This is a genomic window from Streptomyces sp. Je 1-332 (assembly GCF_040730185.1).
In the GTDB taxonomy this organism is placed as follows: Bacteria; Actinomycetota; Actinomycetes; order Streptomycetales; family Streptomycetaceae; genus Streptomyces.
Window position 1 is genome coordinate 65939 of record NZ_CP160402.1, and the last position, 25188, is coordinate 91126.

The following is a 25188-nucleotide window of genomic DNA, read 5'->3' on the forward strand; positions in this document are numbered from 1 at the left end:
CGCCCAGGTCCGGGGGTTAGCTCCGGCCCGGGGATTCGCCCCCGGTCCAGTGGCCCCAGGCCCCAGGCTCCAGGCCCCAGGGCCTCACCCGGCCGTCACAGCGCAAGCAGAGTCACCAGCAGGACCGCCGACAGGGCCAGCTCGGTCAGGCCCACCGTGCGGATTCGCAGACCGCGGCCCGGCAGCAGCGCCGCCCGCAGCAGGCACAGGGCGAACAGCACCGCGAGCCGGGGGTCGAGCAGCGTCGCGACGGTCAGGGCCGCGCAGTGGTAGGCGACCGAGGCGAACAGGAACCGGCGGTTGTGGCGCTCGCGGATCATGGACTTGACGTAGAGGACCGTGCCGCCGAAGTAGAGGAGGCAAGCGATGAAGGGGCCCACTCCCCCGCCCGGCGCACCGCCACCGATCCGCAGCGCGACCAGCAGCATGGCGCACGCGGGCACGATCGCGACCAGGCCGTTGACCAGCGCCCGCTCCCGGTTGCGCAGCGCGTAGAAGATGTTCACCGCGACGAACGGCAGCGCGGCGGCGACCGCCACGGCCAGCCAGGGCCGCCATACGAGGAGCGGTGTGCCCAGGAGGATGAGCACGGTGGCGAAGACGAGGAACGGCCGTACGTGCCGCTCGGCGGCGCGGGGGTTGCGGGAGCAGCGGGTCAGCCGGATGTGCTGCTGGAGGTGGAAGGCCGTGGCGTAGGCGACCAGCCAGCACACGAAGAGCGGCAGGTGCAGCCAGGTCGGCTCACCCAGGAATGTGCCCGCCGCGAAAGGGACGGCCAGCATCGCCCAGGCGCCGTGCTGGTCGGGGACCCACTTGGAGCGGACGCGCGCCCTGTTCCCGGGGGTGGGAGCAGGTGCCCTGTTCCCGGGGATGGAGGAGAGCGTCCTGCTCCCGTGCCCGGGAGACATTGCCCTGCCGTGCGGGAGATCGGCCCGCACTCCGCCGTGCGTGACAGCGTGCGCCCTGCTGTGCATCAGTGAGAGACCTTCCCAGGAGCGGCCGCCGGGCGCGGCGAGCGACCGCCGACGAACAGCGAGCAGCGACCGCCGGTGAGCAGAGAGCGGCGGGCCAAAAGCCCCTTTCTCCGCGCTATTTGGCCCTGAGTTCCACCATGTCACGTACATGGAGCCGGAATTGCGGAATTAGGTCACTGCCTACTGGGACTTAAGTCCCGGGGTTCTGCCTGGTCAGCGGGCATAGGGTCTGGTCAGGCCAGCGAATTTCCCGGCGAGTTGTCGGCAAGTCGGGGCCGGAGTTTCTCCCATCTCGGAGGGTCAAGTTGCGGCAGAATCAGCGCGGAGCCGCGGAGACGCTGCTCAAGGCCGGACGGTATTTCGGCCGTGCCGACGTTTCCGAGGACCTGCGGTCGGTGCACCACACCGGCGGGCGCGACGGCGAGGTCTTCTACCGGGACCGCTGGAGCCACGACAAGGTCGTGCACTCCACCCACGGCGTGAACTGCACCGGCTCCTGCCGCTGGAAGGTCTTCGTCAAGGACGGGATCATCACCTGGGAGACCCAGGCCACGGACTACCCCTCGGTCGGCCCCGACCGTCCCGAGTACGAGCCGCGCGGTTGCCCCCGCGGCGCCTCCTTCTCCTGGTACAGCTACTCGCCGACGCGGGTGCGCCACCCGTACGTGCGCGGCACCCTCCTGACGATGTACCGCGAGGCGAAGAAACACCTGAAGGACCCCGTCCTCGCCTGGGCCGACATCCAGCGCGACCCGGTCCGCAGGCGCACCTACCAGCAGGCGCGCGGCAAGGGCGGCCTCGTCCGGGCCAGCTGGGAGGAGGCGGTGGAGATCGCCGCCGCCGCGCACGTGCACACGATCAAGGAGCACGGTCCCGACCGGGTGGCGGGCTTCTCGCCCATCCCCGCGATGTCCATGGCCTCGCACGCGGCGGGGGCCCGCTTCCACTCCCTCATCGGCGCCCCGATGCTCTCCTTCTACGACTGGTACGCGGACCTCCCGGTCGCGTCCCCGCAGGTCTTCGGCGACCAGACGGACGTACCGGAATCGGGCGACTGGTGGGATGCCGCGTATCTGATGATGTGGGGCTCGAACGTCCCCGTGACGCGCACCCCCGACGCGCACTGGATGGCGGAGGCGCGTTATCGCGGGCAGAAAGTCGTCACCGTGTCCCCCGATTTCGCGGACAACACCAAATTCGCCGACGAATGGATGCATCCGCACCCCGGGACGGACGGTGCGCTCGCCCTCGCGATGGGCCATGTCATCCTCAAGGAATTCTTCGTCGACCGGCAGACGCCGTTCTTCACGGATTACGTGCGGCAATACACCGACCTGCCCTTCCTGGTCACCCTGCGGGACACCGAGCAGGGGCTCGTCCCGCACAAGTTCCTGAACGCGTCCGACCTCGGCGAGGCCACCGAGAACGCGCGGTGGAAGACCGTCCTGGTCGACGACGCGACCGGCGACCCCGTCGTCCCGAACGGCACCCTCGGCCACCGCTGGGGCAGCAACGAGACTCCCGAGTGGAATCTCGACCTCGGCGACACCGTTCCGCGCCTCACCCTGCACGGCGAGGCGGGAGGTGACACCGCCGAGATCGTGCTGCCCCGCTTCGAGGAGGACGCGGACACCACCATGCGGCGCGGCGTACCGGTCCGGCGGATCGGCGGGCACCTCGTCACCACCGTCTTCGACCTCATGCTCGCGCAGTACGGCGTCGGGCGAGAGGGCCTGCCGGGTCAGTGGCCCACCTCGTACGACGACGCGTCGGAGCCGGGCACTCCTGCCTGGCAGCAGACGCTGACCTCCGTCCCGGCGGCTCAAGCGGCGCGTGTGGCCCGGGAGTTCGGGCAGACGGCCGAGCAGTCCAAGGGCAGGTGCATGATCCTGATGGGGGCGGGGACCAACCACTGGTTCCACTCCGAGACGATCTACCGCGCGTTCCTGGCCCTGCTCACCCTCACCGGCTGCCAGGGCCGCAACGGCGGTGGCTGGGGCCACTACGTCGGCCAGGAGAAGTGCCGCCCGGTCACCGGCTGGGCCACCCTGGCCAGCGGCGCCGACTGGGCGCGGCCTCCCAGGCACATGATCGGCGCGGGCTGGTTCTATCTGCACACCGACCAGTGGCGCTACGACACCCTGCCCACCGAGTCCCTCTCCTCTCCCCTGGCCGACGGGCACTTCGAGGGCATGAGCGGCGCCGACTGCCTGGCCGCGTCCGCCCGTATGGGCTGGATGCCGTCGTACCCCACCTTCGACCGTAACCCCCTGGATCTCGGTGACGCGGACGATCCCGTCCAGCACACCGTCGAGGAACTCAAGGCGGGGAAGCTGAAGTTCGCGGGCGAGGACCCCGATGCACCCGGCAACTGGCCGCGCGTCCTCACCGTGTGGCGGGCCAATCTGCTCGGATCGAGCTCCAAGGGCAACGAGTACTTCCTCAAGTATCTGCTCGGCACCCACTCCAACTTGCCCGACGACGGGCCGCGTTGCGCGCCGCGCGATGTCACCTGGCATCAGAAAGATGTCGAGGGCAAGCTCGATCTGCTGCTCGCCATGGACTTCCGGATGACGTCCACGACGCTGCTCGCCGACGTCGTGTTCCCGGCCGCGACGTGGTACGAGAAGCACGACCTGTCCTCCACGGACATGCACCCCTTCCTGCACGCCTTCACCCCGGCCGTCGACCCACCCTGGCAGGCGCGCTCCGACTTCGACGCTTTCCTCACGCTGGCCCGCCGGTTCGGCGAGCTGGCCGCCGAGCACCTGGGCGTCCGCAAGGACGTGGTGGCGACCGCGCTCCAACACGACACCCCAGGCGGGGAGATGGCGCAGCCCGGCGGGGTCGCGCTCGACTGGTCGAAGGGCGAGTGCGAGCCGGTGCCGGGGCGCACCATGTACAACCTGACGGTCGTGGAGCGCGACTACGGCGCCGTCGGCGAGAAGTTCGCCGCGCTCGGCCCGCTGATCGACACCCTCGGCGTCACCACCAAGGCCATCACCTTCGACGTGGGCGAGGAAGTCGACTACCTCGGGGCGAAGAACGGGACGGTACGGGGCGGCGTGGCCGATGGACGGCCCCGTATCGACACCGCGCAGCGTGCCTGCGAGGCGATCCTCTCGCTGTCCGGGACCTCCAACGGCCGCCTCGCCACCCAGGGGTTCGAGACCCTGGAGAAGAAGGTCGGCACCCGCATGGCGCATCTGGCCGCGGAGGCCGAGGGCAAGCGGGTCACCTTCGCCGACACCCAGGCCCGCCCGGTGCCCGTCATCACCTCGCCCGAGTGGTCGGGCAGCGAGTCCGGCGGGCGGCGCTACACCGCGTTCACCGTCAACACCGAGCACCTCAAGCCCTGGCACACGCTCACCGGACGCCAGCACTTCTTCCTGGACCATGACTGGATCCACGAGGTCGGCGAGGCGCTGCCCGTCTACAAGCCGCCACTGAACATGCACCGCCTGTACGGGGAGCCGCAGTTGGGCCGGGTCGACGAGAAGACGGTGGCCGTGCGCTACCTCACCCCGCACAACAAGTGGGCCGTGCACTCCATGTACCAGGACAACCTGTACATGATGTCGCTGGGCCGGGGCGGCCAGACCATCTGGATGTCCCCGCAGGACGCCCAGTCGATCGGTGTGGCCGACAACGACTGGATCGAGGCGGTCAACCGCAACGGCGTCGTCACCGCCCGCGCCATCGTCTCCCACAAGATGCCGCCCGGCACCGTCTACATGAACCACGCCCAGGAGCGCACCGTCGGCGTCCCGCGCACCGAGAAGACCGGCAGGCGCGGCGGCATCCACAACTCGCTCACCCGCGTGATGCTCAAACCCACCCATCTCATCGGCGGCTACGCCCAGTTGACCTGGGCGTTCAACTACCTGGGCCCGACCGGGAACCAGCGCGACGAGGTGACGGTCATCCGCCGCCGCAACCAGAAGGTGGCGTACTGATGCCCCGTGACGGAGTCACCAGTAGGCGAGTAATGGCACAGGTCGCGATGGTGATGAACCTCGACAAGTGCATCGGCTGCCACACCTGCTCGGTCACCTGCAAGCAGACGTGGACCAACCGGCAGGGCACCGAGTACGTCTGGTTCAACAACGTCGAGACCCTCCCCGGCCAGGGCTACCCGCGCCGCTGGGAGGACCAGGAGAAGTGGAAGGGCGGTTGGGAGCGCACCCGCTCCGGCAAGCTGCGACTGCGCTCCGGCTCGCGCGCCAAGCGCCTGGGCACCATCTTCGCCAACCCGGACCTGCCGGGGCTCGACGACTACTACCAGCCGTGGAGTTACGAGTACAAGAACCTCACCGAGGCCCCGGCGGGCGACGACCTGCCCACCGCCCGGCCCGTCTCGCAGGTCACCGGCGCCCCCATGGAGAAGATCGAGTGGGGTCCGAACTGGGACGACAACCTGGGCGGCGCGCCCGAGCACGGGCCGCGCGACCCGATCGTGGAGAAGATCCGCGACGAGGTGGGTGAGAAGATCCGTTTCGAGTTCGAGCAGTCCTTCATGTTCTACCTGCCGCGCATCTGCGAGCACTGCCTCAACCCCGCGTGCGTGTCCGCGTGCCCGTCCGGCGCGATGTACAAGCGCTCGGAGGACGGCATCGTCCTGGTCGACCAGGACACCTGCCGGGGCTGGCGGATGTGCGTCAGCGGCTGCCCGTACAAGAAGGTCTACTTCAACCACGCCACCGGCAAGGCCGAGAAGTGCACCTTCTGCTTCCCGCGCGTCGAGGTCGGCATGCCCACGGTGTGCTCCGAGACCTGCGTGGGCCGGATGCGCTACCTCGGGGTGATGCTCTACGACGCGGACAAGGTCGGCGATGCCGCCGCCGTCGAGGACGAACACGACCTGTATCCGAGCCAGTTGGAGTGCTTCCTCGATCCGCACGACCCGGCCGTGCAGGAGGCCGCGCGCGCGTCCGGAATCACCGACGAGTGGCTGGCAGCGGCCCGCCGCTCCCCCGTGTACGACCTCATCGCCACCTACCAGGTCGCGCTGCCGCTGCACCCGGAGTACCGCACGATGCCGATGGTCTGGTACGTGCCGCCGCTCTCCCCCGTGGTCGACGCCGTCGCCGCGACCGGGAGCGACGGCGAGGACGCGGGCAACCTCTTCGGGGCGATCGACGCGATGCGCATCCCGGTGGAGTACCTGGCGGGCATCCTCACCGCCGGGGACACCGACGTCGTCGACGCCGTGCTGCACCGGATGGCCGCCATGCGCGCCTTCATGCGGCGGATCAACCTCGTTGAGGAGCCCGATGAGGGCATAGCGCAGGCGGTCGGCCTGACCGGGGTCGAGATGCGGGACATGTTCCGGCTGCTCGCCGTCGCCAAGCTGGAGGACCGCTTCGTGGTGCCGAGCGCGGCGCGGGCGGACGCGGACGCGCTGGCGCAGGCGCATCCGTTCTAGGACGCCGGCGACCCGGTGGCGGCGAGGGCGCAGGCTCAGGCGCAGTCGGCCTGCCCGGTCGCCGGGCTGCCCAACGCCACCGGGGCCCCCGCACGCGTCCTGCTCAACCTCGGGGCCACCCGGAGGACCGCATGAGCGCGCCCGCCGTGGCATCCGTGACCGCGCCGGTCACCGCCGACGACGTCACGCGGCTGATCGTCGGGCGGTGCCTGGAGTACCCCGAGACGCGGCTCTACGCCGACCTACCCGCCCTGCGCGCGGCACTCGACGAGGCGACGCCCGAGGCCGCCGCGCTGCTCGCCGGGTTCCTCGACCACGTCGCGGCCACCGAGCCGCTCGACCTGGGCGCGCACTACACGTCCACCTTCGACACCCGTAACCGCCGCTGCCTGTACCTGACTTGGTGGGCGGACGGCGACACCCGCCGACGTGGCATGTCCCTCGTACGCGTCAAGCAGATCTACCGCGACCACGGCCTGCCGTACGAGGACGAGGAGCTGCCCGACTTCCTGCCCGTCGTCCTGGACTTCGCGGTCCGCCGCCCGGAGGCGGGCACGGAGCTGCTCGAAGAGCACCGGGTCGGCCTCGAACTGCTGCGCCTCGCCGTCGCCGCGGCGGACACCCCCTACGCGGCCGTGCTCGAAGCCCTCTGCACGACGCTGCCCGGCCCTTCCCCCCGCACCCGGGAGGAGGCCAAGGCGATGGCACGCAAGGGGCCGGCACAGGAACTCGTCGGCATCGGCTCGCCCCTGGAGCCCTTCGGCGCCGTCATCGACCTGCCGTGGCCCACCCCCTCCGCCGCGCACGGAATCCTCGACGCGCACGGAATCTCCGAAAGGCCGTCGGCATGACCGACCTGCTCCTGTGGGGCGTCCTGCCCTACGTCTCGATCGCGTTGCTGATCTCCGGCACCGTCTGGCGCGCACGCTACGACCGGTTCGGCCGGACCAGCCACTCCTCGCAGCTGCACGAGTCGCGGCTGCTGCGCATCGGCTCGCCGCTGTTTCACTTCGGGATGCTGTTCGTCGTACTCGGCCATGTCGTAGGCCTGTTGGTCCCGCAGGCGTGGACCGACGCGGTCGGTGTCAGCGACCACACGTACCACCTGGTGGCGGTCGGCACCGGGGCCGTGGCGGGCGCCGCGGCCGTCGCCGGGGTCGCGATCCTCCTCCACCGCCGCCTGACCGTGCCCGCCGTGCGCCGGGCCACCCTGCGCAGCGACCACCTGATGTACACCTTCCTGCTCGGCGCGATCGTGCTCGGGCTCCTCGCCACCATCCTCAACTCGACCGGAGCGACGGACGGTTACAACTACCGTGAGGGCATCTCGCCGTGGTTCCGTTCGCTGTTCACCTTCTCGCCCGACTACCAGCTGATGGCGGGCGCGCCGCTCGCCTTCAAGCTGCACATCCTGTTCGGCTTCACGCTCTTCGCGCTCATTCCGTACTCGCGCCTGGTGCACATGTTCAGCGCCCCGGTGCGGTACGTGTTCCGGCCCTTCGTCGTCTACCGCAGCCGGGACCCGAAGCGGCTCACCCCGCGCCCGGAGCGGCGCGGCTGGGAGCGGGTCCGATGACGATCGCTCATCACCAGCGGGCGGTGGCGCCTCCCGCTGGGCGGCTCGTCCGTACGCCACGGCACGCGGTGGCCGACCGGCCCTTCCTCGTCATCTGGGAGGCGACGCGGGCCTGCCCGCTGGCCTGCCTGCACTGCCGGGCCGAGGCCAACACCCGCCGCAGCCCACACGAGTTGGACGGGGCGCAGGCGCGCGCCCTGATGGACCAGATCGCCTCCTTCGGGCGCCCCCACCCGCTGTTCGTCATCACCGGGGGTGATCCGTTCCAGCGGCCGGACTTGAGTGAACTGATCTCGTACGGTACGAGGTTGGGCCTACGGGTCGCCGTGTCGCCGTCCGGCACGCCCACCCTCACCCGGGAGAACCTGACGGCGGTGCGGGACGCGGGCGCCGTCGCGCTCTCGCTCAGCGTGGACGCCTCCAGCGCCGCGCGGCACGACGCCTTCCGGGGCGTGGACGGGGTCTTCGACCTCACGCTGCGGGGCTGGCGGACGGCGCGCGAGCTCGGTCTGAAGGTCCAGATCAACACCACCGTGTCGCGGCACAGCCTCGACGACCTGGCCGACATCGCCGCCCTCGTCCGCCGGGAGGGGGCGATGCTGTGGTCCGGTTTCCTCCTGGTGCCCACCGGGCGCGGCACCGACCTCGCCTCGCTCAGCGCAGCCGAGACCGAGGACGTCCTGCACTTCCTCTACGACTGCGGGGCGTTCATGGCCACGAAGACCACCGAGGGGCACCACTTCCGTCGCGTCGTGCTGCAGCGGACCGCCCTGGCCGAGCGGGGCGGGACGCCGGCCACCGGTGAACTGCACGCACGCCTCACGGCGCGTGGCGCCGCGCTCGGGCTCTTCGACGGGGAGCGGCGTGCGGTGCGCAGGCCGCCGATGGACGTCTCGTCGGGGCGCGGCTTCGTCTTCGTGTCCCACACGGGCGAGGTGACGCCGAGCGGCTTCCTGCCACTGTCGGCGGGCAACACCAAGCACCGCCCGCTGACCGACATCTACCGCCACTCACCGCTCTTCACCCAGCTCCGCGACCCCGGGCTCCTGCGCGGCAAGTGCGGGCGCTGCGCGTACCGGTCCCTGTGCGGCGGTTCGCGCTCGCGGGCGTACGCGGTCACCGGCGATTACCTGGCCGAGGACCCCTGGTGCGCATACGAGCCGGGCGAAGTGGATGGACCGGGCTCCGCTCACGCTCCCGGCGCCCCCGAGGCCCCTGAGGCCCCGGAGGCTGCCGACACTCCCGAGTCCCCCGGCAAGGAGTCCACGTGCGTTCTGTGATCGTCATCGGCGGAGGCATCAGCGGTCTCGCCGCGGCCTGGGAACTGCGCGGCAAGGCCGAGGTCACCGTCCTGGAGGCGGGCGACCGCGTCGGCGGCAAGCTGCGTACCAGTGTCCTGGCCGGAACACCCGTCGACGAGGGCGCGGAGTCGATCATGGCGCTGCGGCCCGAGGCCGTACGGCTCGCCGAGGAGGTCGGCCTCGGGGAGAGCCTGTGCGACCCGGCGCCCGCCCCCGTCACCTTCTGGACCCGCGACGCCCTACGCCCGCTGCCCGCGGGGCACGTGATGGGCATCCCCGCGGACCCGGCCGCCCTCGACGGCACCGGGCTGCTGTCCCCCGAAGGCCTCGCCCGGCTCGTCCAGGAAGAGGCCATCCCCGCGAGCCCCGCCCTGGCCGAGGGGGCGGACATCAACATCGCCGGTTACCTGGTCCCCAGGATCGGCCGGGAAGCGGTGGACCGCCTCGTGGAACCGCTCCTCGGCGGGATCTACGCGGGCCGCACCGACCGGCTCTCCCTGCGCTCGGCCATGCCGTTCCTCGCCCCGGCAGCCGCGTCGGGCGACTCGCTGCTCGCCTGGCTGCGCCGCCGCCGGGAGAGCCGGCCGCCGGCCACGGGCACCCGGCCGAGCGTGGTCCGCGGCATCGTGGGCGGCACCGGCAGGCTGCCCCGCGCGGTGGCCGCGGCGAGCGGCGCCCGCGTCCTCACACACAGCACCGCCCTCGCCCTGGAACGCGTACCGGGCGGGGGCTGGCGCGTGCACGTGGCCACCGGCCGGGGCCCGACGACGCTGGACGCCGATGCGCTCATCATCGCGCTGCCGGCGCACGCGGCGGCCACGCTGCTCGGCCCGCACTCCCCGGCCGCGCAGGCCGAGCTCGACGGCGTCCGCCATGCCGGATCGGCCGTGATCACCATGGCGTTCGCCCGCTCACGGCAGGGCGGTCCCTCGCCGGGCCTGAACGGCTTTCTCGTACCCCCGGTGGACGGTCGGACCATCAAAGCGGCAACGATCCTCTCCCACAAGTGGCCCTGGCAGGGCGCCGATGCGCCATCGAAGCTCATCCTGCGCGCTTCGGTGGGCCGGGTGAGCGAGGAGCACCTGATCGGCCTCGACGACCGGCGCCTGATCGGCCTGGCGCAGCGGGAACTGGCCCACGCGCTGGGCCCGTTGGGCGAACCGCTGGAGTCGAGGGTCACCCGCTGGCCGCAGGGTCTCCCACAGTACGAGGTCGGGCACGCCGACCGCGTGGCCGCGATCCGGGACGCGATCGGCATGCTGCCCGGGGTCGAGGTGTGCGGGGCGCTGTACGAGGGAGTGGGTGTCGCCGCGTGCGTGGCGACGGGACGGGCGGCGGCGGAGCGGTCGCTGGAGGGGCGTTGAACCACGCGGCGGTGGCTACCCCGCAGCGAGAGCGCGTAACGGATCATCAAGTCGGGAAGGGCAGAGCACGCGGTCCGGTTCAGGGGTGCTTACGAAGAGCCGAGGCGTGAGCGGAGATAGGCGACTCCGGCCGTGCCGTCGGTACCAGGCTGGTTTCCGATCATCCGTTCCACCAGGCGCAGGTGCCGTTCTTTCCAGCTTTTTGCCGCCTCACGCACACGGGACACACTCGCGTCCACGTCTCGTGCGTGCGCAACCGGTACGGGTGCGCCGCATCGCGGCTGGGCGATGTGATGGAACAGCTCGGCGAACTGCACGGATTGCCCACCGCTGCCCTCGCCGAGCAGGGGCCTGAAGGAGGCGAAGTCCTTGTCGGTCAACGTGTCGAGCAGGGGGAGCAGGCCTTCGAGCTGGCACAGCAGGTCGTGCACCCGCTGAAGCGTGACCTGGGCGGCGCCGGGCACGCCGCCCGTCGAGTGGCGAAGCTGCCGCAGCTCGACCAGGGCGTGGGCGAGGAGAAGCTCCGAAGCTTGATGCACCACGATGAACAGGTGCTCATCGCACCACTGGGCGCCCCGGGCAGGTCGGGTACGCGGCTGCTGCAGAGCGAGAAGCTGCGCCACGTGCAAATAGGCCGCATACGGGCTCTCGTCGTCAGCAGGTTCTTTTTCGTCCGTACGATGGTCCATGTGCTGGTCCTCATAGCGGGATGACAGGGCAGGGCGCGGCGCCGCATCTCCAGCAGACCTGGTCGCCTGCGTGTGCCGCAGCTCTGCCTCGTCCATCTGGCCCACGTCCCGGCTGGGCAGTGGGCCCACTGGGCACCCACAACGAGATGATCGGCGTCGTGCTCGGCATGTACGCCGCGATCTACGGCATCATCCTGGCCTTTGTCGTCGTGGCCGAGTGGGAGGGCCTCAACGCCGCGGAGACCAACGTCGCGCTCGAGGCCAGCCAGACCGCCGAGGTATTGCGTGACGCTTCCGCTTTCCCGGCCGGCCAGGAACGCCGGGTGACGAACGCCGTCGGTGCGTACGTGCGTGTCGTCGTCAACGAGCAATGGCCGCTGATGCGCGCGGGAGAGCCCGACCCGGGCCTCACCAATCCCGAAGTGACCGCGCTGTACCAGGCGTTCCAGGAATACGAGCCGCAGACCGAGGCCGACTCGTCATGCTTCCCCTGACCTTGCTCTACGGCATCAGGATCCTGCGCGCGAAATTGATGTTCGTCGTGTCGGTCGCCGCGCTGATCGGCGTGAGCCTGCTGCTGTGCTTGACGAGGCGGCTCTACGACGCCGTGCGCCGGGCCCGTTCCTCTGCGTCCGCGTCGAAGCCGACCGGTTCCCAGCGCTTGGCCAGCAGTGCGATCAGACCCAGTACGGGGGCGGCGAGGATGACCCAGTAGACGTGGGTGCCCAGGCCGCTGCTGAGGATGGGGAAGAACAACAGGGTCAGCGTCGAACCGAGGCGCAGGACCGCCTGGTTGAAGCCGATGCTGACGCCGCGCATCGACGTGGGGAAGCCCAGCGAGGCGTAGCTCATGATGTGCGCGCCGGGGCCGAAGCCCTGGGCGAACATGAACGCGCCGAGCATCAGGATCCCTGCCGCGACAGCGGCCGTGCCGGAGGGGTCCGCGATGAGGCCGAGCACCGTGATGGCGACGAACTGGATCGCGAAGCCCAGCGTCATCATCGGCCAGGCGCCGCGGGTCGACGCCCAGCGGATCCCGAGCAGTCCGCCGGTCAGGGCGAAGAGGAGGTTCAGGGCGAACGAGGAAGCAATGGTGGTCAGCGGGCCCTGCGTCATCAGGGTGGCGATGATGATCGGCAGCCCGAACGCGACCGCGTTGTAGCCGAAGGTCTCCGCCAGACCGACCGTCACCGACTGGATGGTGCGGGTGCGGTACGGAGGTGTGAAGAGCCGTGCGTACGCGGCGAGGCCGGGCTTGGGCGGGCGGGGCGCCTGCGCGGGTACATCGTCGGCGACGCGCGCGTCCACGTCGTAGGACTGCCGGAGTATCCGCGCCGCGCCTTCCAGGTCGCCCTGGTCGGCGGCCCAGGTCGGGGACTCGTTCATGTAGCGCCGGCGCAGCAGCAGTACCAGCAGCGCGGGGATGGCGCCGAAACCGACCGTGAACCGCCACAGCCAGCCCAGCTGGGCGTCCGGCAGGAGGAAGTACAGCAACATGATCACCAGGTAGCAGCCGCTGGTCGCGGCGTACCAGGCGGGCGACCAGGCAGCCGTACGTGAGCCCTTGCTGCCCTTGCCGCGCAGCCGGGAGAACTCGGCGAGGAACGCGATCGCGACGGGGATGTCCATGCCGACACCGATGCCCATCACGAAGCGCGCCACGATGAGCGTCCACACGTCCTGCGCCAGCGCGCACACGAGCGCGGTCACGACGAAGAAGAGCATATTCGCCATGAAGACCCGGTAGCGTCCGATCCGGTCCACCAGCCAGCCGCCGACGAGAGCGCCGACGAGCGATCCCACGCTGATCGATGCGGTGACCGTGCCGGCCATGGCGGAGCTGAGGCCGAACTGTTCCGTGATGTCGGGAAGCCCGTAGGCGAGGGAACTCAGGTCGTAGGCGTCGAGGAAGATGCCGCCGAGCGCGATGATCACGATCATCTTGGCGTGCCGGCCGCGGGCCGTGCCCGAGTTCACCAGGTCGGAGACGTCCGCCGCGGAGCGGATCAGAACCGTGCCCGGTGCGGTCGCCGGGATCGTGCTGCCGGACAAGGGGGAGGTGGAGCTCACGAGCGCCTTCCGGGGTGGTGCGGACGTACCGGCGCATCGTCGCATCGGCCGGAAATCGTCCGTACGTACGTCCGCATAGTGGTCACGGCCGTCTGCATCATGGACGCCTCACCCACGATCCCTTCCAGCCTCGGGTGTCCGATGCCGGTAGGGGCCGACCCCTCGCCTCCCTGTGTGGAGGCTCGGGGCCTACCGAGTGCGATGAGGGCGAACGTGGCGATCGCTCGTGGCCGGTGGCGCAGCGTTTCCTACCCTGACAGCATCGGGACCCAGTAACTCATCACCTGGTGCAGACGCCGGCGGTGGTGCGCAACCCAGTCGTCCGGCGGGACGATCGGGACCCGCACGGTAACCATGGATCCGCCCTCGTCCTCCACGACCACCTCCGGACAGTCACGCTCGCCGGCGAGCTGGATGAAGATCGATGGCCCTCTGCTCATCTCCATCCAGGCGATGTCTTCGCCGGCGTCGAGCCGGTCCAACGCGTCGGCCCAGCTCTCCAGCCTCGAAAGGTACAGCCCCAGGTCGATACGGCCGCACACGAAGGGCGTCCTGACGACGATCTCGGCGTCGAGGCCGGTGCTCCAACTGGGGGCACGCCTCAGAACGTTGACCCTGACGCTGTTCCCCTCGTCATCCGCGAGGGAGATCAGCTCCCTCGGGGGACTGTCGCCCATGACTGCCCTCTCGTCGGCGAAGCAGTGAAATCAGTGACCCAGATCCTCGCCTGGCCGGAGGGCGACTTCCACTTCATTTGTCAGTGATGCGAAGGCGAGACCGCCAGGGTGCGCAGCACGTCGAACTCGTTGCCCTCGGGGACGGCCATGACCACTCAGTTCCGGTCCGAACCCTGGCCCGCGTCTGCCTTGGTGGCCCCGAGGGCGAGCAGTTGGGTCACCTCCTCCTCGGTGCTTTTGTCGATCGGGCTCACGTCGAGATGAAGCCGATTCTTGATGGTCTTTCCCTCGGGCACACGGATGAACACCAGGGGGGCGACATCTGGCGGGCCCGGACGTCCTCGACGGCCGGGACCCAGGAGCCGATCTCGACCTTGCCGAGGTAGTACGGACGGGGCTCAGCGTAGGTCGCCCGCCCGCCAGGTCCCAGATCTCTTGACCAGGGCCATCAGACGGGAGGGACCGAGGCGGAGGAACCGCTCAGTGCGGACGTCGTCTTGGCGATGCCCCGACTGTCGGTGCTCGGTGCGGGGCGCGACATGACGGCGGTCCGCGGGGCGTGACAGTACTGTCGTCGCCATGACTGACAATTCGCTGCGTTCCGTCACCATCGAACGGGCCGGCCCGGGACGGTTCACCGTGACCAATGCCCGCGGGGGCACGCTGAGCTTCGGCACCGGCGAGGGGACCGACTTCACGCCGGTCGAGTTGTTCCTCGCGGCGATCGGCGGCTGCACGGCGGCCGACGTGGAGGTCGCCACGAGCCGTCACGAGGAACCCATCACGTTCTCCCTCACCGTGACCGGCAACAAGGTCGAGGACGAGAGCGGCAACCGGATGTCGGACCTCGACGTCGCCTTCTCCGTCGCGTTCCCGGACGGCCCGTCAGGGGAACGCGCCCGCACGATCCTGCCGCGAGCCGTGAAGACCTCGCACGACCGGCTCTGCACGGTCAGCCGCACCGTCGAGGCGGGCACACCGGTCGGCGTGACCGTGTCCGACAACGCTGAGGGCGCCTGACGTGTGAAGGCGGCGTCGGAGCAAGCCGGTCGGCGAGCTTCGGCGCCGCAGGCCATCCACCACGTCCGCGAGTTCGGCGCGGAGCCTCTCCCGCGGGCGGGGGACCAAGCATGAACTGAGCCGCGGCGACGGCCTCCCCGTCGACGACTCCGGCCAGGGCGCATAAGCCGGCCGGGGGCCGGACGCCCGCCGCGGGACGTCACGCAGCGGGTGCCAGCAATCGGTCGACCAGCCCGTCGACATAGCCCCGGGTCAGCGGGCCCATGCCGAACAAGACGCGGATGTACATCGGGGCCAGGATGTGGTCCAGCACCCCGAGCGCGTCGGGCGCGTGTTCGCCACGTTCTTGGGCGCGATCGAGCATGGACTGCAGTTGCCGCGTGCGTTCGTCACGGAGTGCGTCACGCGCCTGCAGACCCTGCTGACCAGTGCTCGACAGGGCGACAGCCAGGCGCACCAACAACAGGCCGTCGGGGCCGGTGATCTCACGGGCCACGGCGGCCGCGTACGAGCGCAGGTCGCCGTCCAGGCTCCCGGTGTCGGGCATCGGGGACTGCGCGTTGAGGCGGTTGAGCGCCACGTCGGTGAGCAGGGCGTCCAGACCGCCCCACCGGCGGTAGATGCTGCTGTCCGCCACGCCCGCGCGGGCCGCGACCTCGCCGACGGTGAAGTTGCCGTAGCCGCGCTCGTTGATCAGGTCGGTGACGGCCTGGTGCACCTCCGCGGCGACGCGGGCGCTGCGCCCGCCGGGCCGTCGGGCTCGCTGTTGGTCCTCCATGCCTCCACCTTAACGCAGTTACTACTTGCGTTTACGAGGCAACCTTCCTACAGTCCCCTAACGCAGCCACCGGCTGTGTTAGGGCGCCGGCGGCTGATCACATCGGCCCGGAACGGCGCGACCGATTATGGAGAGGAATCCCCATGGCTGCATCGCCTGAGGCCGTAGGCAGTGGGCCGAACCGGGCCGTGCTGCTCGCAGTGACCTGCCTGGGTCAATTCATGGTCCTGCTCGACAACACGATTGTCGGAGCGGCGCTGCCCGACATGCAGCACCGGCTGCACACGGGTCTGACCGGTCTGCAGTGGATCGTCGACGCGTACGTACTGCTGGTCGCCATGCTGCTGATGTCCGGCGGCATCTTCGCCGACCGGTTCGGCCGCAAGCGGGTGTACCTGACCGGCGTGGCGGTGTTCACCGTGGCGTCGGTGCTGTGCAGCCTCGCGCCCTCGGTCGGCTGGCTGGTCGCCGGCCGGGTGCTGCAGGGCATCGGGGCCGCTGCGCTGGCCCCTGCCTCGCTCGCCCTGCTCGCCGCCGCCTATCCCCTGCCGCAGGAACGCGTCAAGGCGATCGGGCTGTGGGCCGGATTCAGCGGGATCGGTCTGGCCGCGGGCCCCGTGGCCGGCGGCGTGCTGACGGATGCCTTCGGCTGGCCCGCCATCTTCCTGGTCAATCTGCCCATCGGCGCCGCCCTTCTGCTGGTCGGTCTGCACAGCCTTGAGGAGACCCGTAATCCCGGCGCTCCCGCGATCGATGTTCCAGGTACGGTGCTGTCCGTTCTGGGGGTGGGGGCGCTGACGTACGGGCTGATCGAGGGTGGTGCTCGCGGCTGGACGGCGCCCGTGATCCTGGGCAGCTTCACCGCCGCGGTGATCCTCCTCGGAGCCTTCGTCGCCGTCGAAGCGCGTCGTTCCGCTCCGATGCTGCCGCTGCGGTTGTTCCGGGAACGCCTGTTCACCGTGTCCAACACCGCCATGGTCGTGGTGGGGTTCGCGCTCATGGGGTCGTCGTTCTTCTTCTCCCAGTTCTTCGTGTACGTCCAGGGCAGCTCCATCCTCCGCGCAGGCCTGCAGACCCTGCCGCTGTCCATCGCCATGGTGATCGTCAGCCCGTACGCGGGCCGGCTCGCCGCCCGGTACGGCTTCCGCATCGTGACCACCATCGGCCTGGGCCTGGCCGGCCTGGGCCTGCTTGGGCTCGGCATGGTGCACGCCGACACCGGCTACGGGAACGTGTGGTGGCGGCTGGGAGTCGTCGGCATCGGCTTCGCACTGACCATGTCCCCCCTGACGGGAGCCGCCATCCAGGCGGTCAGCCCGCAGGAAGGCGGCCTCGCGTCGGGCATCAGCAGCACCACCCGGCAGATCGGCGCGGTGCTCGGCGTGGCGGTACTCGGAGCCATCGTCCGGACCCGGCAATCCGGCGGCGCCTCCTTCGAGACCGGCCTCAACAGCGCCTTCCTCGCCGCCGGTGCGGTCACGTTGGCCACCGCCGTGTTCACCGGCCTGTGGCTGGCGCGGTCCAAGCCGGCGGAAGACTCCGCGACGCCGCACCGTTCCACGCGGTCAGGCGCGGTCACTGTCTCGAACCAGGCGTCGTCGAACAGCCGTTGACTGCGACGCCGAGCTCGGCCGGAAGTCTCGTCCCGCCGGTGGATCATCCGGCGGGACGCCTCCCGGGCAGGTAAATCCGGCCGCTCACAGAGCCGCGCGTCCCTCGAATGGCGGAGGGCGGCGGGCAGGCGCAGAGTGTAAGTGGCGCCCTGACGGGCGGATGAGCCGCTCGTTCCTGCACCACTTGGGAGGCGGCCATGACCGACACAGGAACGATCAGCACGAACGCGTCGACGGGCAGGTCGGGCACCTCGACGCCCGCTCCGGCCCGGGGCTCGACAGAGGCCGACTCGCGTGGCACGACCACTATCGCCGACAGCGTCGTGGCCACCATCGCCGGGATCGCGATCCGGGGGACGGACGGCGTGCACTCCGTCGGCAAGGGTGCGTCGAAAGCCTTCGGGACCGTTGCCGGCAAGATGCCCGGAACGTCGAACGCGGGCCGCTCGGTGCGGGTGGACGTCACCGACAAGCAGGTCGTGATCGACGTGGACATCGAGGTCGAGTACGGCATGCCGATCCACGAACTCGCCGACCAGATCCGCACTCATGTCATCGACGCCGTGGAGACCATGACGGACTTGAGCATGTGCGAGATCAATCTCAACGTCTTCGCCGTCCACGTCGTCGAGGATGACGACGAGGAGCAGTGAGACTGCGGGTGCGGAAGGCTGATCCTGCCCATCGGGTCGCCGGAACAGGTCGCCGGGACAGGTCGCCTCGATAGGTCGCCGGGGCGGGCATACCAGTCCCCGGGGGCCACTCGGGCCTCGGGCGGAGATAGCTGGCTGGCGGCTGGCCGGAGCGCGGCCCGGCAGGCCGGAACGTCAGCCGATGGGCTCGCGCATCTCCTCGCGCACCTGCAGCGTCATCCGCGCAAGCTTCTCCAGGTCCACGTCCTCAGGGTCCTGGGACACGTTCTCGTCGGTGATCACACCCACCGACGCCCCCGTGTTGTCGTCACCCCACACGCACATCGGTACGTTGCTCACCGTTCCGCCCTGCTCCGATGTCAGCACCTGGCACCGCACCGTCATATCCGAGCCCCGGACGGTGACATCGTGGGCGGGCACAGCCACCGTGGCGCCCTCAGCTTCCGCAGCACCCTCCGACATGTCGTCCCGCGCCTCCGCCGGGCTCCTGAACCGCCCGTACAACCCCGAGACCACCAGCCTGCTGCCGTTCTGCTCGCCCTGCCCCGCGTAACTGCCCACCACGGCCGTCGGATTCCGGACGTTGCTGCGGTTGCGGTTCTCCTCCACGATCTGCCGGCCCGCCGTGTCGGAGAGATCCGCGCTCAGCTTGAACGTTCCGCCCACCAGCTCCGCGGACACCCGCAGACGGTACTTCGCCTCCGGGAATCCCACCCCGCCGAACACGGCGAACCCCACCATCACCAACACCACGACCAGCACACCGGCCCCGACCGCCGCGACCACCCTGCCCGTCCTGCGCCCCGGCGGCGGAACATTCCAGGGCGGGGGCGAGGGATAGGGCTGCAACCCGTACGGCGGGCCCTGCGGCGGCAATGGCGCGGGAACGTGGGGCGGCTGCTGCGGTATCGGCCCAAAGGCAGGTGGGGCAGCACCGAACCCACCAGGCGGTGACGGAGGCATGGACATGCCCACACGCTACGTCACCCCCCACACAGAACCGCCGGAGCCCCACCACCAACTCCCCGCCACACCGCGGCCGTACTCCACACAAGCCGGCTCCGAGGCGACACGACTCGTTGACGCTTTGCGTTGTCGGCTATGGCTCCGTAGGTGCAGGTCACCGTGGTGCCGACGGCGGTGCATCCGGCGGAGAGGCTGGTGGCGGACGCGCCCAGCGGGAGCGTGGCGGACAGCGTTGCCGAGGTGACGGGTCGGGGCCGGTGTTGTGAGCGGTGAGGGTGTAGTCCAGGTAGGGCACAAGCAGGCCGAGGTTCGGCCGAGCGGTGAGGTTGGCGTCGATGTCCGTCGCCCGGCAACTTGACACCACACCCGAGGGGTTCACGACCTGTCCGAGCTTTCCCCGGATGAATCAGAGCTGTTCGCCCGTCGAGCTTCAACTCTCCCCCAGGTGTCGTCGAACCTGGCGGCGGATTGCTCAGGAGTGCCAGGTCGTCGAGCCGCCGTGCGACACCACGTATGCCAGACGCCAGATCACCACGATCAATGTTCCCGCCCAGAGCGCGATGCTCCCGTACAAGCCGCGGACGCACCGCCGGTAGCGCGTCTCCGTGTCCAGCGCGGCCAGTTCCGGGTGGGCCGGGTCGAAGCGGATGCGCACCCGGGACCCCTCGGGGAGGGCGTGGGCACCCGTGCCGTCGGGGAGGGCCCGTTCGTGCGTCGTGCCATCGGGGGCCGTCCAGGCCACCACCGGATGCAGCGTCGCGTACGTCGCCTCTCGCGAGGCCGTGTGACCGGTGACCGTCGCCTCGACCACCGTGCCCGTCGCGCGGCGCAGGGTTTCGGTGACGAGCTGGGTTATGTACGTCGCCATCAATGCCAGTCCCGCGACGAACGGGATCAGGGCAAGCAGCCAGGGTGTGCTCATGGGGCACCACCGTAGCCGCGTGACTGCACCGCGTTCGACGAGAAGGTCGCCGCACTACATGAACCGCAAGATCCGCATGGCCGCCGTCGCCATCGCCGCCACCGGCGTTGCTTTCGGCACGGCAGCCGCGTCGCCCGCGATGGCTGCCTCTGGCGCCCGAGGTCATCGTCAACGACATTGACCTCGACGGCCGTTCGATGGGCGTCCGGATCTCCGATGGCAGCGGCAAGTACCAACTAAACCTGCAGCAAGGCGTCAACGCACCAGCTGGGCGGGGGCCTACCCCCTCAGCCCGCCTACGGCGAAGGGCGGCAGGGGGCCTGCGAAGGCCCCGACTGGTTCGGGGGATCGCCAGCCGGGGCCGATCGGGTGTGGGCGCGAAGGGCGGTCGCCTCGCGGCGGGGGCTCCATGAGGCTTCAGCCGAACGATCGTCCTCATGGGCGAAGGGGTGAGGCCCGGGGACACAGTTCCCTCCACGCCCACATACGGATCAACAGTGAAGCACCCTCGAATGTTCCCCGGATGTTCCCCGGAAGCGGCTCCTACCGAGACTCTCCGCAGCTCGTGCGAGCGGGGCCCGGGGCGCGCCTGTCGCGCGGTTGCCGGTGCCGTCGGGTAATCAGGAACGGTGAGCAAGGACGCGAGTGACCCCTTCGTACATGTCCGGGGCGCCAGGGAGAACAACCTGCGGAACATCGATGTCGACGTGCCGCGGGACGCGATGGTCGCCTTCACCGGCGTCTCGGGTTCGGGCAAGACCTCGCTCGCCTTCGGCACGCTCTACGCGGAGGCCCAGCGGCGCTACTTCGAGTCCGTGGCACCGTACGCCCGAAGGCTGTTGCAACAGGTAGGCGCACCGCACGTGCAGGACATCACCGGACTGCCACCCGCCGTGGCCCTGCAGCAGCGACGCGGGGCGCCCAGCTCGCGCTCGACGGTCGGCACCATCACCACGCTGTCCAATCTGCTGCGCATGCTGTACTCCCGCGCCGGCACCTACCCGGCCAGGGCTGCTCGGCTGGAAGCCGAGTCGTTCTCACCCAACACCGCGGCCGGTGCCTGCCCGCAGTGCCACGGGCTGGGCGTCGTGCACGACGTCGCCGAGGACCTGCTCGTGCCCGACCCCGCGCTGAGTATCCGCGAGGGGGCGATCGCCGCCTGGCCGGGTGCCTGGCAGGGCGCCAACCTGCGCAGTGTCGTGAACGGCCTGGGGATCGACATCGACCGACCGTGGCGCAGGCTCAGGAAGAAGGACCGGCAGTGGCTGCTGTACACGGACGAGCAGCCCTCCGTGTACATCGAGCCGGAGGAGGCCCGCGTCGACTACGGCTACCAGGGCAAGTTCTGGAGCGCCCGCAAGCACGTCATGCACGTCCTCGCCGACTCCAAGAGCGAGAAGATGCGCGAACGGGCGCTCCGGTTCGTCAGGAGTGTGCCCTGCCCCGAATGTCACGGCAGCGGACTGCGGCCCGAGGCGCTCGCCGTGATGTTCGCAGGACATTCCATCGCCGAGATCAACGCGATGCCGCTCATCGAGGTCGTGGCATTGCTGCGGCCCGTCGCGGAGCGGTCCGAGGCCGACGCCACCACGTCGACCGCCCGATCCGGGGAGACGACCGAGGTCGCGGTCCGGATCTGCGCCGATCTGGTGGCACGGGTGGATGTTCTGCTCGACCTTGGCCTCGGATATCTGAGCCTCGGGCGCCGCTCGACGACCCTGTCGCCCGGCGAGGCGCAACGTCTGCGGATCGCCACCCAGCTGCGCTCGGGGCTGTTCGGCGTCGTCTACGTCCTCGACGAACCCTCCGCGGGCCTGCACCCGGCTGACGCGGAACCGCTGCTCGACGTGCTGGACCGCCTCAAGGCGGCGGGCAACTCTCTGTTCGTCGTGGAGCACGACATGGACGTCGTACGGCGGGCGGACTGGGTGGTCGACATCGGTCCCGGCGCGGGCGAGGGCGGCGGGCGCGTGCTGTACAGCGGTCCGGTCGCCGGTCTCGAACGGGTCGGGGAGTCACCCACGAGCCAGTACCTGTTCGGGCGCGCCCAGCCGCTCGATCACCGCCCGCGCGCCCCGCACGGCTGGCTGCACCTGCGCGGCGTCTCCCGCCACAATCTGCGCGACGTGTCGGTGGACGTACCGCTCTGCGTTCTGACGGCGGTGACGGGCGTGTCCGGTTCCGGGAAGTCGACGCTGGTGACGCAGGTGCTCGCCGAGGTCGTCCGTGGCCACCTGGGCGTCGTCCCCGAGGAGCCCGACGAGGCGCAGCTGGAGGTCGACGTCCAGGACGCGTCGGGGATCGAGTCGTTCGACCGCCTGGTGCTGGTCGACCAGCGGCCCATCGGCCGCACTCCGCGGTCCAACCTGGCCACGTACACGGGGATGTTCGACGCGGTGCGCAAGCTGTACGCGGCGACGGACGAGGCCAGGGCGCGCGGCTACTCGGCCGGGCGGTTCTCCTTCAACGTGCCCCAAGGGCGGTGCGAGACCTGCCAGGGCGAAGGGTTCGTCGCGGTGGAGCTGCTGTTCCTGCCCGGCACCTACGCGCCGTGCCCGACCTGCCGGGGCGCCCGGTACAACGCCGAAACCCTGGAAGTCACCTACCGGGGCAAGAACATCGCGGACGTGTTGGCACTGTCCGTCGACGCCGCCGCCGAGTTCCTGTCCGCCGTCCCGGCCGCCTCCCGCAGCCTGGAGACCTTGCGCGAGGTGGGACTCGGCTACCTGCGGCTGGGCCAGCCCGCGACGGAGCTCAGCGGCGGTGAGGCGCAGCGCATCAAACTGGCCACCGAACTGCAGCGAGCTCGCCGCGGCCACGCGCTCTACCTGCTGGACGAGCCGACGGCCGGACTGCACCCCTCGGACATCGCGCTGCTGTTGCGGCAGCTGCACCGGCTCGTCGACGCCGGCAACACGGTCGTCCTCGTCGAGCACGACCTGGACACGATCGCCACCGCCGACTGGGTCATCGATCTCGGGCCCGGCGGGGGCGACGCGGGCGGGCGGGTGGTCGCGGCGGGCCCGCCGGCCAAAGTGGCGAAGGCCCGCCGCAGCGCCACCGCGCCCTACCTCGCGGCCCGGCTCGCGCGCTCCTGACCACGCCGGAGGGGCGAAGCACCGGTCGCCGCGGGGCGCGGGGCGCGGGAGGCACGTAACGAGATCCTTCGCTCCCCTGCTCACGAGCAGCCGAGAACCTCAAGCTCGGGGAGGACGGAGAGGGAGGGCGGAGAGGGAGGGCGGAGAGGGAGGGCGGAGAGGGAGGGCGGAGAGGGAGGGCGCGACAGTGACATCGTGCGCGAGACGTTCGAGCGCACCGGCGCGAGCGTGATGGGCAAGCGCATGTTCGACGCGGCGAGCAGCCTGGCCCGAAGATCCGCCCTTCCACACGCCGGTGTTCGCGCTGACGCACGAGAAGCGTGATCCCGGGCCGCGACAGGGCCGGATTACCTCCACTTCGTCAACGACGGCATCGAGTCCGCGCTCCATCAGGCCCGCGAGGCCTCCGCCGGCCGGGATGTCCGCGTCGCAGGCGGCGGCGCGACCATCCTGCAGTACGTGAACCCTGCAGTACGTGAACGCCGGCCTGATCGACGCGTTCACTACCGCCCTCTCGCCCGTGCTGTTCGGCTCCGGTATCCGCCCGTTCGCAAGCGTCAACGCCGGCCACGTAGCTCTCGACCTGGTCCGTGCGGAGCATCGCCCAGGACGACGCATCCCAGTCACACCGTGCGCCCCCGGTAACCACCGCCACCGGGGGCAGTGCCGGCCGCGGGCGCCGCCCGCACGGTCCGGGCGCGGGCGATCTCCTTGAGAGCCACCCGGGCGGCAGGCGTTCCGGCAGGCGTCTCCCAGAAGGGATGCCCCGCGACACGGCGGGAGAGCTCCAGAAGGCGACGACGTCGCGCAGCCGTCTGCACCCCCGCGGGGTCGACGGCGAGTTCGTCGTAGGTCAGGTACCAGGCGGTCTGATCCCTCAAGAGGTCACTGGGGAAGCGGTCACGGTCCATGCTTCAAATAGACCACATGTTCGATTTCTATCGCAAAGAGGAGCCGAGGTGCGCACGCAGGCAGGTGACCTGTCGCCGCGAAGGTTGAGTGTTCTCATCGAACATTGAGTGCCGCCGGGTCGGCACGGCCGACGGCCATGGCCTGTGCGCACCCAGCCGAGGCGGTCGCGACGGGTGGCCTCGTGGTGGGCGAGCCGTTCAACGCGGCCGCCGTCGGCAATAGTGCCGGTACGGCCGGGTATCCCCGGCGGTCTGTCGACCCCGTCGTCAACTCCGGCTCAGTCGCCGTACGATGGCCTCCAGCAGCTCGTCCAGCGCCGCCTCGTGCGTCCGCCCCCGAGGCCGGACCAGCCCAACCCGGCTCGGTGAGACCCCGCGGACTGGACGGAAGACCACGTCCGGGTGGGAGTAGAAACGGGCCGCCGACGCCGGGGCCAGCGCCACGCAGCCGCCAGCCACCGCTCCGAGCCACTCGTCGGGACGGCTGGTGACGGCGCCTACCCGGACAGGGTGCCCGTCTCGCTCCTCCACGGCCAGCCAGTGCTCCCTCCAGGTTCCGGTCTCGGCTCCGGACGCGACGAACAGCTCGTCCCGCAGCTCCCGGAACTCCACCGTCTCGCTGTTCGCCAGCGGATGCCGAGCTGGTAGCAGCACCCCCCGGTCCTCAGTAAACAATTCCCGCACCGTCAACCTCTCTTGCCCCGGAAACGGCAAACGCACCACTGCTGCATCCACCTCACCCCGGGCCAGGTCGGCACCCGGGTCCGACCAGTCGAACTGCCGCAGTTCCACCCGCCACTCCGGCTGCGCCTTGCGGAACGCGGCGATGACCTCGGGGACGGCACCCACTGCGCCCGCGTCCAGGAAGCCCAGGCGCAGCACCTGCGCCGCTTGGCCCGTTGCCTGCACCGCCTCGTCCCAGTTGTCCAGCAGTGCGGACACCCGGGAGGCGAGCTCACGACCAGCCTCGGTCAGCGCCATCCCCGACCGCGAACGCGCGAAAAGCCGTACACCGAGATCGTCCTCCAGGCGCCGGATCTGCTTGGTCAGCGCAGGCTGCGAGACGAACAGCCTCTTCGCTGCCCCCGTCAGGCTCCCCTCATCCGCCACTGCGGCGAAGTACCGAAGCAGGCGCGTGTCCACATCCATGC

The 25188-nt window shown here is 70.3% G+C and carries 22 protein-coding genes and 1 pseudogene; 13 read left to right on the plus strand and 10 right to left on the minus strand.

Features of this window, described 5'->3' with window-relative positions; translation table 11 throughout:
• Positions 1-95: 95 nt before the first annotated feature.
• The gene (locus tag ABXJ52_RS00355) at positions 96-908 is read right to left on the minus strand and encodes a YwiC-like family protein (RefSeq protein ID WP_367038248.1); all 813 of its coding nucleotides are present in this window, start codon (positions 906-908) and stop codon (positions 96-98) included.
• A 371-nt stretch (positions 909-1279) separates the two neighbouring features.
• Here ABXJ52_RS00355 and ABXJ52_RS00360 point away from each other — a divergent pair, with 371 nt between their 5' ends.
• The 6 genes from ABXJ52_RS00360 to hemG all read left to right on the plus strand — a co-directional run bounded on the left by ABXJ52_RS00360 (position 1280) and on the right by hemG (position 10640).
• The gene (locus tag ABXJ52_RS00360; protein ID WP_367038250.1) at positions 1280-4930 is read left to right on the plus strand and encodes a nitrate reductase subunit alpha; all 3651 of its coding nucleotides are present in this window, start codon (positions 1280-1282) and stop codon (positions 4928-4930) included.
• On the plus strand, positions 4930-6399 hold the full coding sequence (narH, locus tag ABXJ52_RS00365; protein ID WP_367038252.1) for a nitrate reductase subunit beta: 1470 nt from the start codon (positions 4930-4932) through the stop codon (positions 6397-6399). Before ABXJ52_RS00360 ends, narH begins: the two co-directional genes overlap by 1 nt.
• Before the next feature lie 131 nt (positions 6400-6530).
• Positions 6531-7250 carry a nitrate reductase molybdenum cofactor assembly chaperone gene (narJ, locus tag ABXJ52_RS00370; RefSeq protein WP_367038254.1) on the plus strand — a complete coding sequence of 240 codons (720 nt, stop codon included), beginning with the start codon at positions 6531-6533 and terminating at the stop codon, positions 7248-7250.
• Positions 7247-7975 (plus strand): respiratory nitrate reductase subunit gamma, encoded by a 729-nt coding sequence (narI, locus tag ABXJ52_RS00375; protein ID WP_367038256.1) that lies wholly within the window; start codon positions 7247-7249, stop codon positions 7973-7975. The genes narJ and narI overlap by 4 nt, the downstream gene beginning before the upstream one ends.
• On the plus strand, positions 7972-9255 hold the full coding sequence (locus tag ABXJ52_RS00380) for a TIGR04053 family radical SAM/SPASM domain-containing protein (RefSeq protein WP_367038258.1): 1284 nt from the start codon (positions 7972-7974) through the stop codon (positions 9253-9255). The genes narI and ABXJ52_RS00380 overlap by 4 nt, the downstream gene beginning before the upstream one ends.
• Positions 9243-10640 (plus strand): protoporphyrinogen oxidase, encoded by a 1398-nt coding sequence (gene hemG, locus ABXJ52_RS00385; RefSeq protein WP_367038260.1) that lies wholly within the window; start codon positions 9243-9245, stop codon positions 10638-10640. The genes ABXJ52_RS00380 and hemG overlap by 13 nt, the downstream gene beginning before the upstream one ends.
• A gap of 89 nt (positions 10641-10729) precedes the next feature.
• Here the strand turns inward: hemG and ABXJ52_RS00390 are convergent, their stop codons facing one another.
• Entirely contained in the window at positions 10730-11425 is a 696-nt protein-coding gene (locus ABXJ52_RS00390; protein WP_367038262.1) for a tryptophan 2,3-dioxygenase family protein, read from the minus strand.
• 50 nt (positions 11426-11475) lie between these two features.
• On the opposite strand from ABXJ52_RS00390, the gene ABXJ52_RS00395 reads away from it, so the two are divergent.
• Positions 11476-11823: a hypothetical protein gene (locus tag ABXJ52_RS00395; RefSeq protein WP_367038264.1), complete on the plus strand. Its 348-nt coding sequence runs from the start codon at positions 11476-11478 to the stop codon at positions 11821-11823.
• A 103-nt stretch (positions 11824-11926) separates the two neighbouring features.
• On the opposite strand, the gene ABXJ52_RS00400 is transcribed toward ABXJ52_RS00395, so the two are convergent.
• The 3 genes and pseudogenes from ABXJ52_RS00400 to ABXJ52_RS00410 all read right to left on the minus strand — a co-directional run.
• On the minus strand, positions 11927-13399 hold the full coding sequence (locus ABXJ52_RS00400) for an MFS transporter (RefSeq protein ID WP_367038266.1): 1473 nt from the start codon (positions 13397-13399) through the stop codon (positions 11927-11929).
• 248 nt (positions 13400-13647) lie between these two features.
• On the minus strand, positions 13648-14076 hold the full coding sequence (locus ABXJ52_RS00405; RefSeq protein ID WP_367038268.1) for a DUF5959 family protein: 429 nt from the start codon (positions 14074-14076) through the stop codon (positions 13648-13650).
• Between the two features lie 155 nt (positions 14077-14231).
• A pseudogene (locus tag ABXJ52_RS00410) lies at positions 14232-14455 on the minus strand (VOC family protein); the annotation flags it as partial.
• A gap of 200 nt (positions 14456-14655) precedes the next feature.
• Here ABXJ52_RS00410 and ABXJ52_RS00415 point away from each other — a divergent pair.
• Entirely contained in the window at positions 14656-15096 is a 441-nt protein-coding gene (locus tag ABXJ52_RS00415) for an OsmC family protein (protein ID WP_367038270.1), read from the plus strand.
• Positions 15097-15295: 199 nt separating this feature from the next.
• Here the strand turns inward: ABXJ52_RS00415 and ABXJ52_RS00420 are convergent, their stop codons facing one another.
• Entirely contained in the window at positions 15296-15874 is a 579-nt protein-coding gene (locus tag ABXJ52_RS00420; RefSeq protein WP_367038272.1) for a TetR/AcrR family transcriptional regulator, read from the minus strand.
• Between the two features lie 143 nt (positions 15875-16017).
• Between ABXJ52_RS00420 and ABXJ52_RS00425 the strand changes: the two genes are divergently transcribed.
• Together ABXJ52_RS00425 and ABXJ52_RS00430 are read left to right on the plus strand one after the other, a co-directional pair.
• Complete coding sequence (locus ABXJ52_RS00425) at positions 16018-17487, plus strand: MFS transporter (RefSeq protein WP_367038274.1); 1470 nt, start codon at positions 16018-16020, stop codon at positions 17485-17487.
• 197 nt (positions 17488-17684) lie between these two features.
• Positions 17685-18140: an Asp23/Gls24 family envelope stress response protein gene (locus ABXJ52_RS00430; protein ID WP_367038276.1), complete on the plus strand. Its 456-nt coding sequence runs from the start codon at positions 17685-17687 to the stop codon at positions 18138-18140.
• A gap of 174 nt (positions 18141-18314) precedes the next feature.
• On the opposite strand, the gene ABXJ52_RS00435 is transcribed toward ABXJ52_RS00430, so the two are convergent.
• Positions 18315-18926 (minus strand): hypothetical protein, encoded by a 612-nt coding sequence (locus ABXJ52_RS00435; RefSeq protein ID WP_367038278.1) that lies wholly within the window; start codon positions 18924-18926, stop codon positions 18315-18317.
• A gap of 652 nt (positions 18927-19578) precedes the next feature.
• Positions 19579-20028, minus strand: coding sequence for a DUF3592 domain-containing protein (locus ABXJ52_RS00440; RefSeq protein ID WP_367038280.1), 450 nt, complete (start codon positions 20026-20028; stop codon positions 19579-19581).
• A 58-nt stretch (positions 20029-20086) separates the two neighbouring features.
• Here ABXJ52_RS00440 and ABXJ52_RS00445 point away from each other — a divergent pair, with 58 nt between their 5' ends.
• The 3 genes from ABXJ52_RS00445 (at position 20087) to ABXJ52_RS00455 (ending at position 23450) form a co-directional block, all read left to right on the plus strand.
• The gene (locus ABXJ52_RS00445) at positions 20087-20209 is read left to right on the plus strand and encodes a hypothetical protein (RefSeq protein ID WP_367038282.1); all 123 of its coding nucleotides are present in this window, start codon (positions 20087-20089) and stop codon (positions 20207-20209) included.
• A 448-nt stretch (positions 20210-20657) separates the two neighbouring features.
• The gene (gene uvrA, locus ABXJ52_RS00450; protein WP_367038284.1) at positions 20658-23126 is read left to right on the plus strand and encodes an excinuclease ABC subunit UvrA; all 2469 of its coding nucleotides are present in this window, start codon (positions 20658-20660) and stop codon (positions 23124-23126) included.
• A gap of 195 nt (positions 23127-23321) precedes the next feature.
• On the plus strand, positions 23322-23450 hold the full coding sequence (locus tag ABXJ52_RS00455) for a hypothetical protein (protein ID WP_367038285.1): 129 nt from the start codon (positions 23322-23324) through the stop codon (positions 23448-23450).
• A 299-nt stretch (positions 23451-23749) separates the two neighbouring features.
• Here ABXJ52_RS00455 and ABXJ52_RS00460 read toward each other — a convergent pair whose 3' ends face one another.
• Together ABXJ52_RS00460 and ABXJ52_RS00465 are read right to left on the minus strand one after the other, a co-directional pair.
• Entirely contained in the window at positions 23750-24037 is a 288-nt protein-coding gene (locus ABXJ52_RS00460; protein WP_367038287.1) for a hypothetical protein, read from the minus strand.
• A 267-nt stretch (positions 24038-24304) separates the two neighbouring features.
• Complete coding sequence (locus ABXJ52_RS00465) at positions 24305-25186, minus strand: LysR family transcriptional regulator (protein ID WP_367038289.1); 882 nt, start codon at positions 25184-25186, stop codon at positions 24305-24307.
• Positions 25187-25188 lie beyond the last annotated feature (2 nt).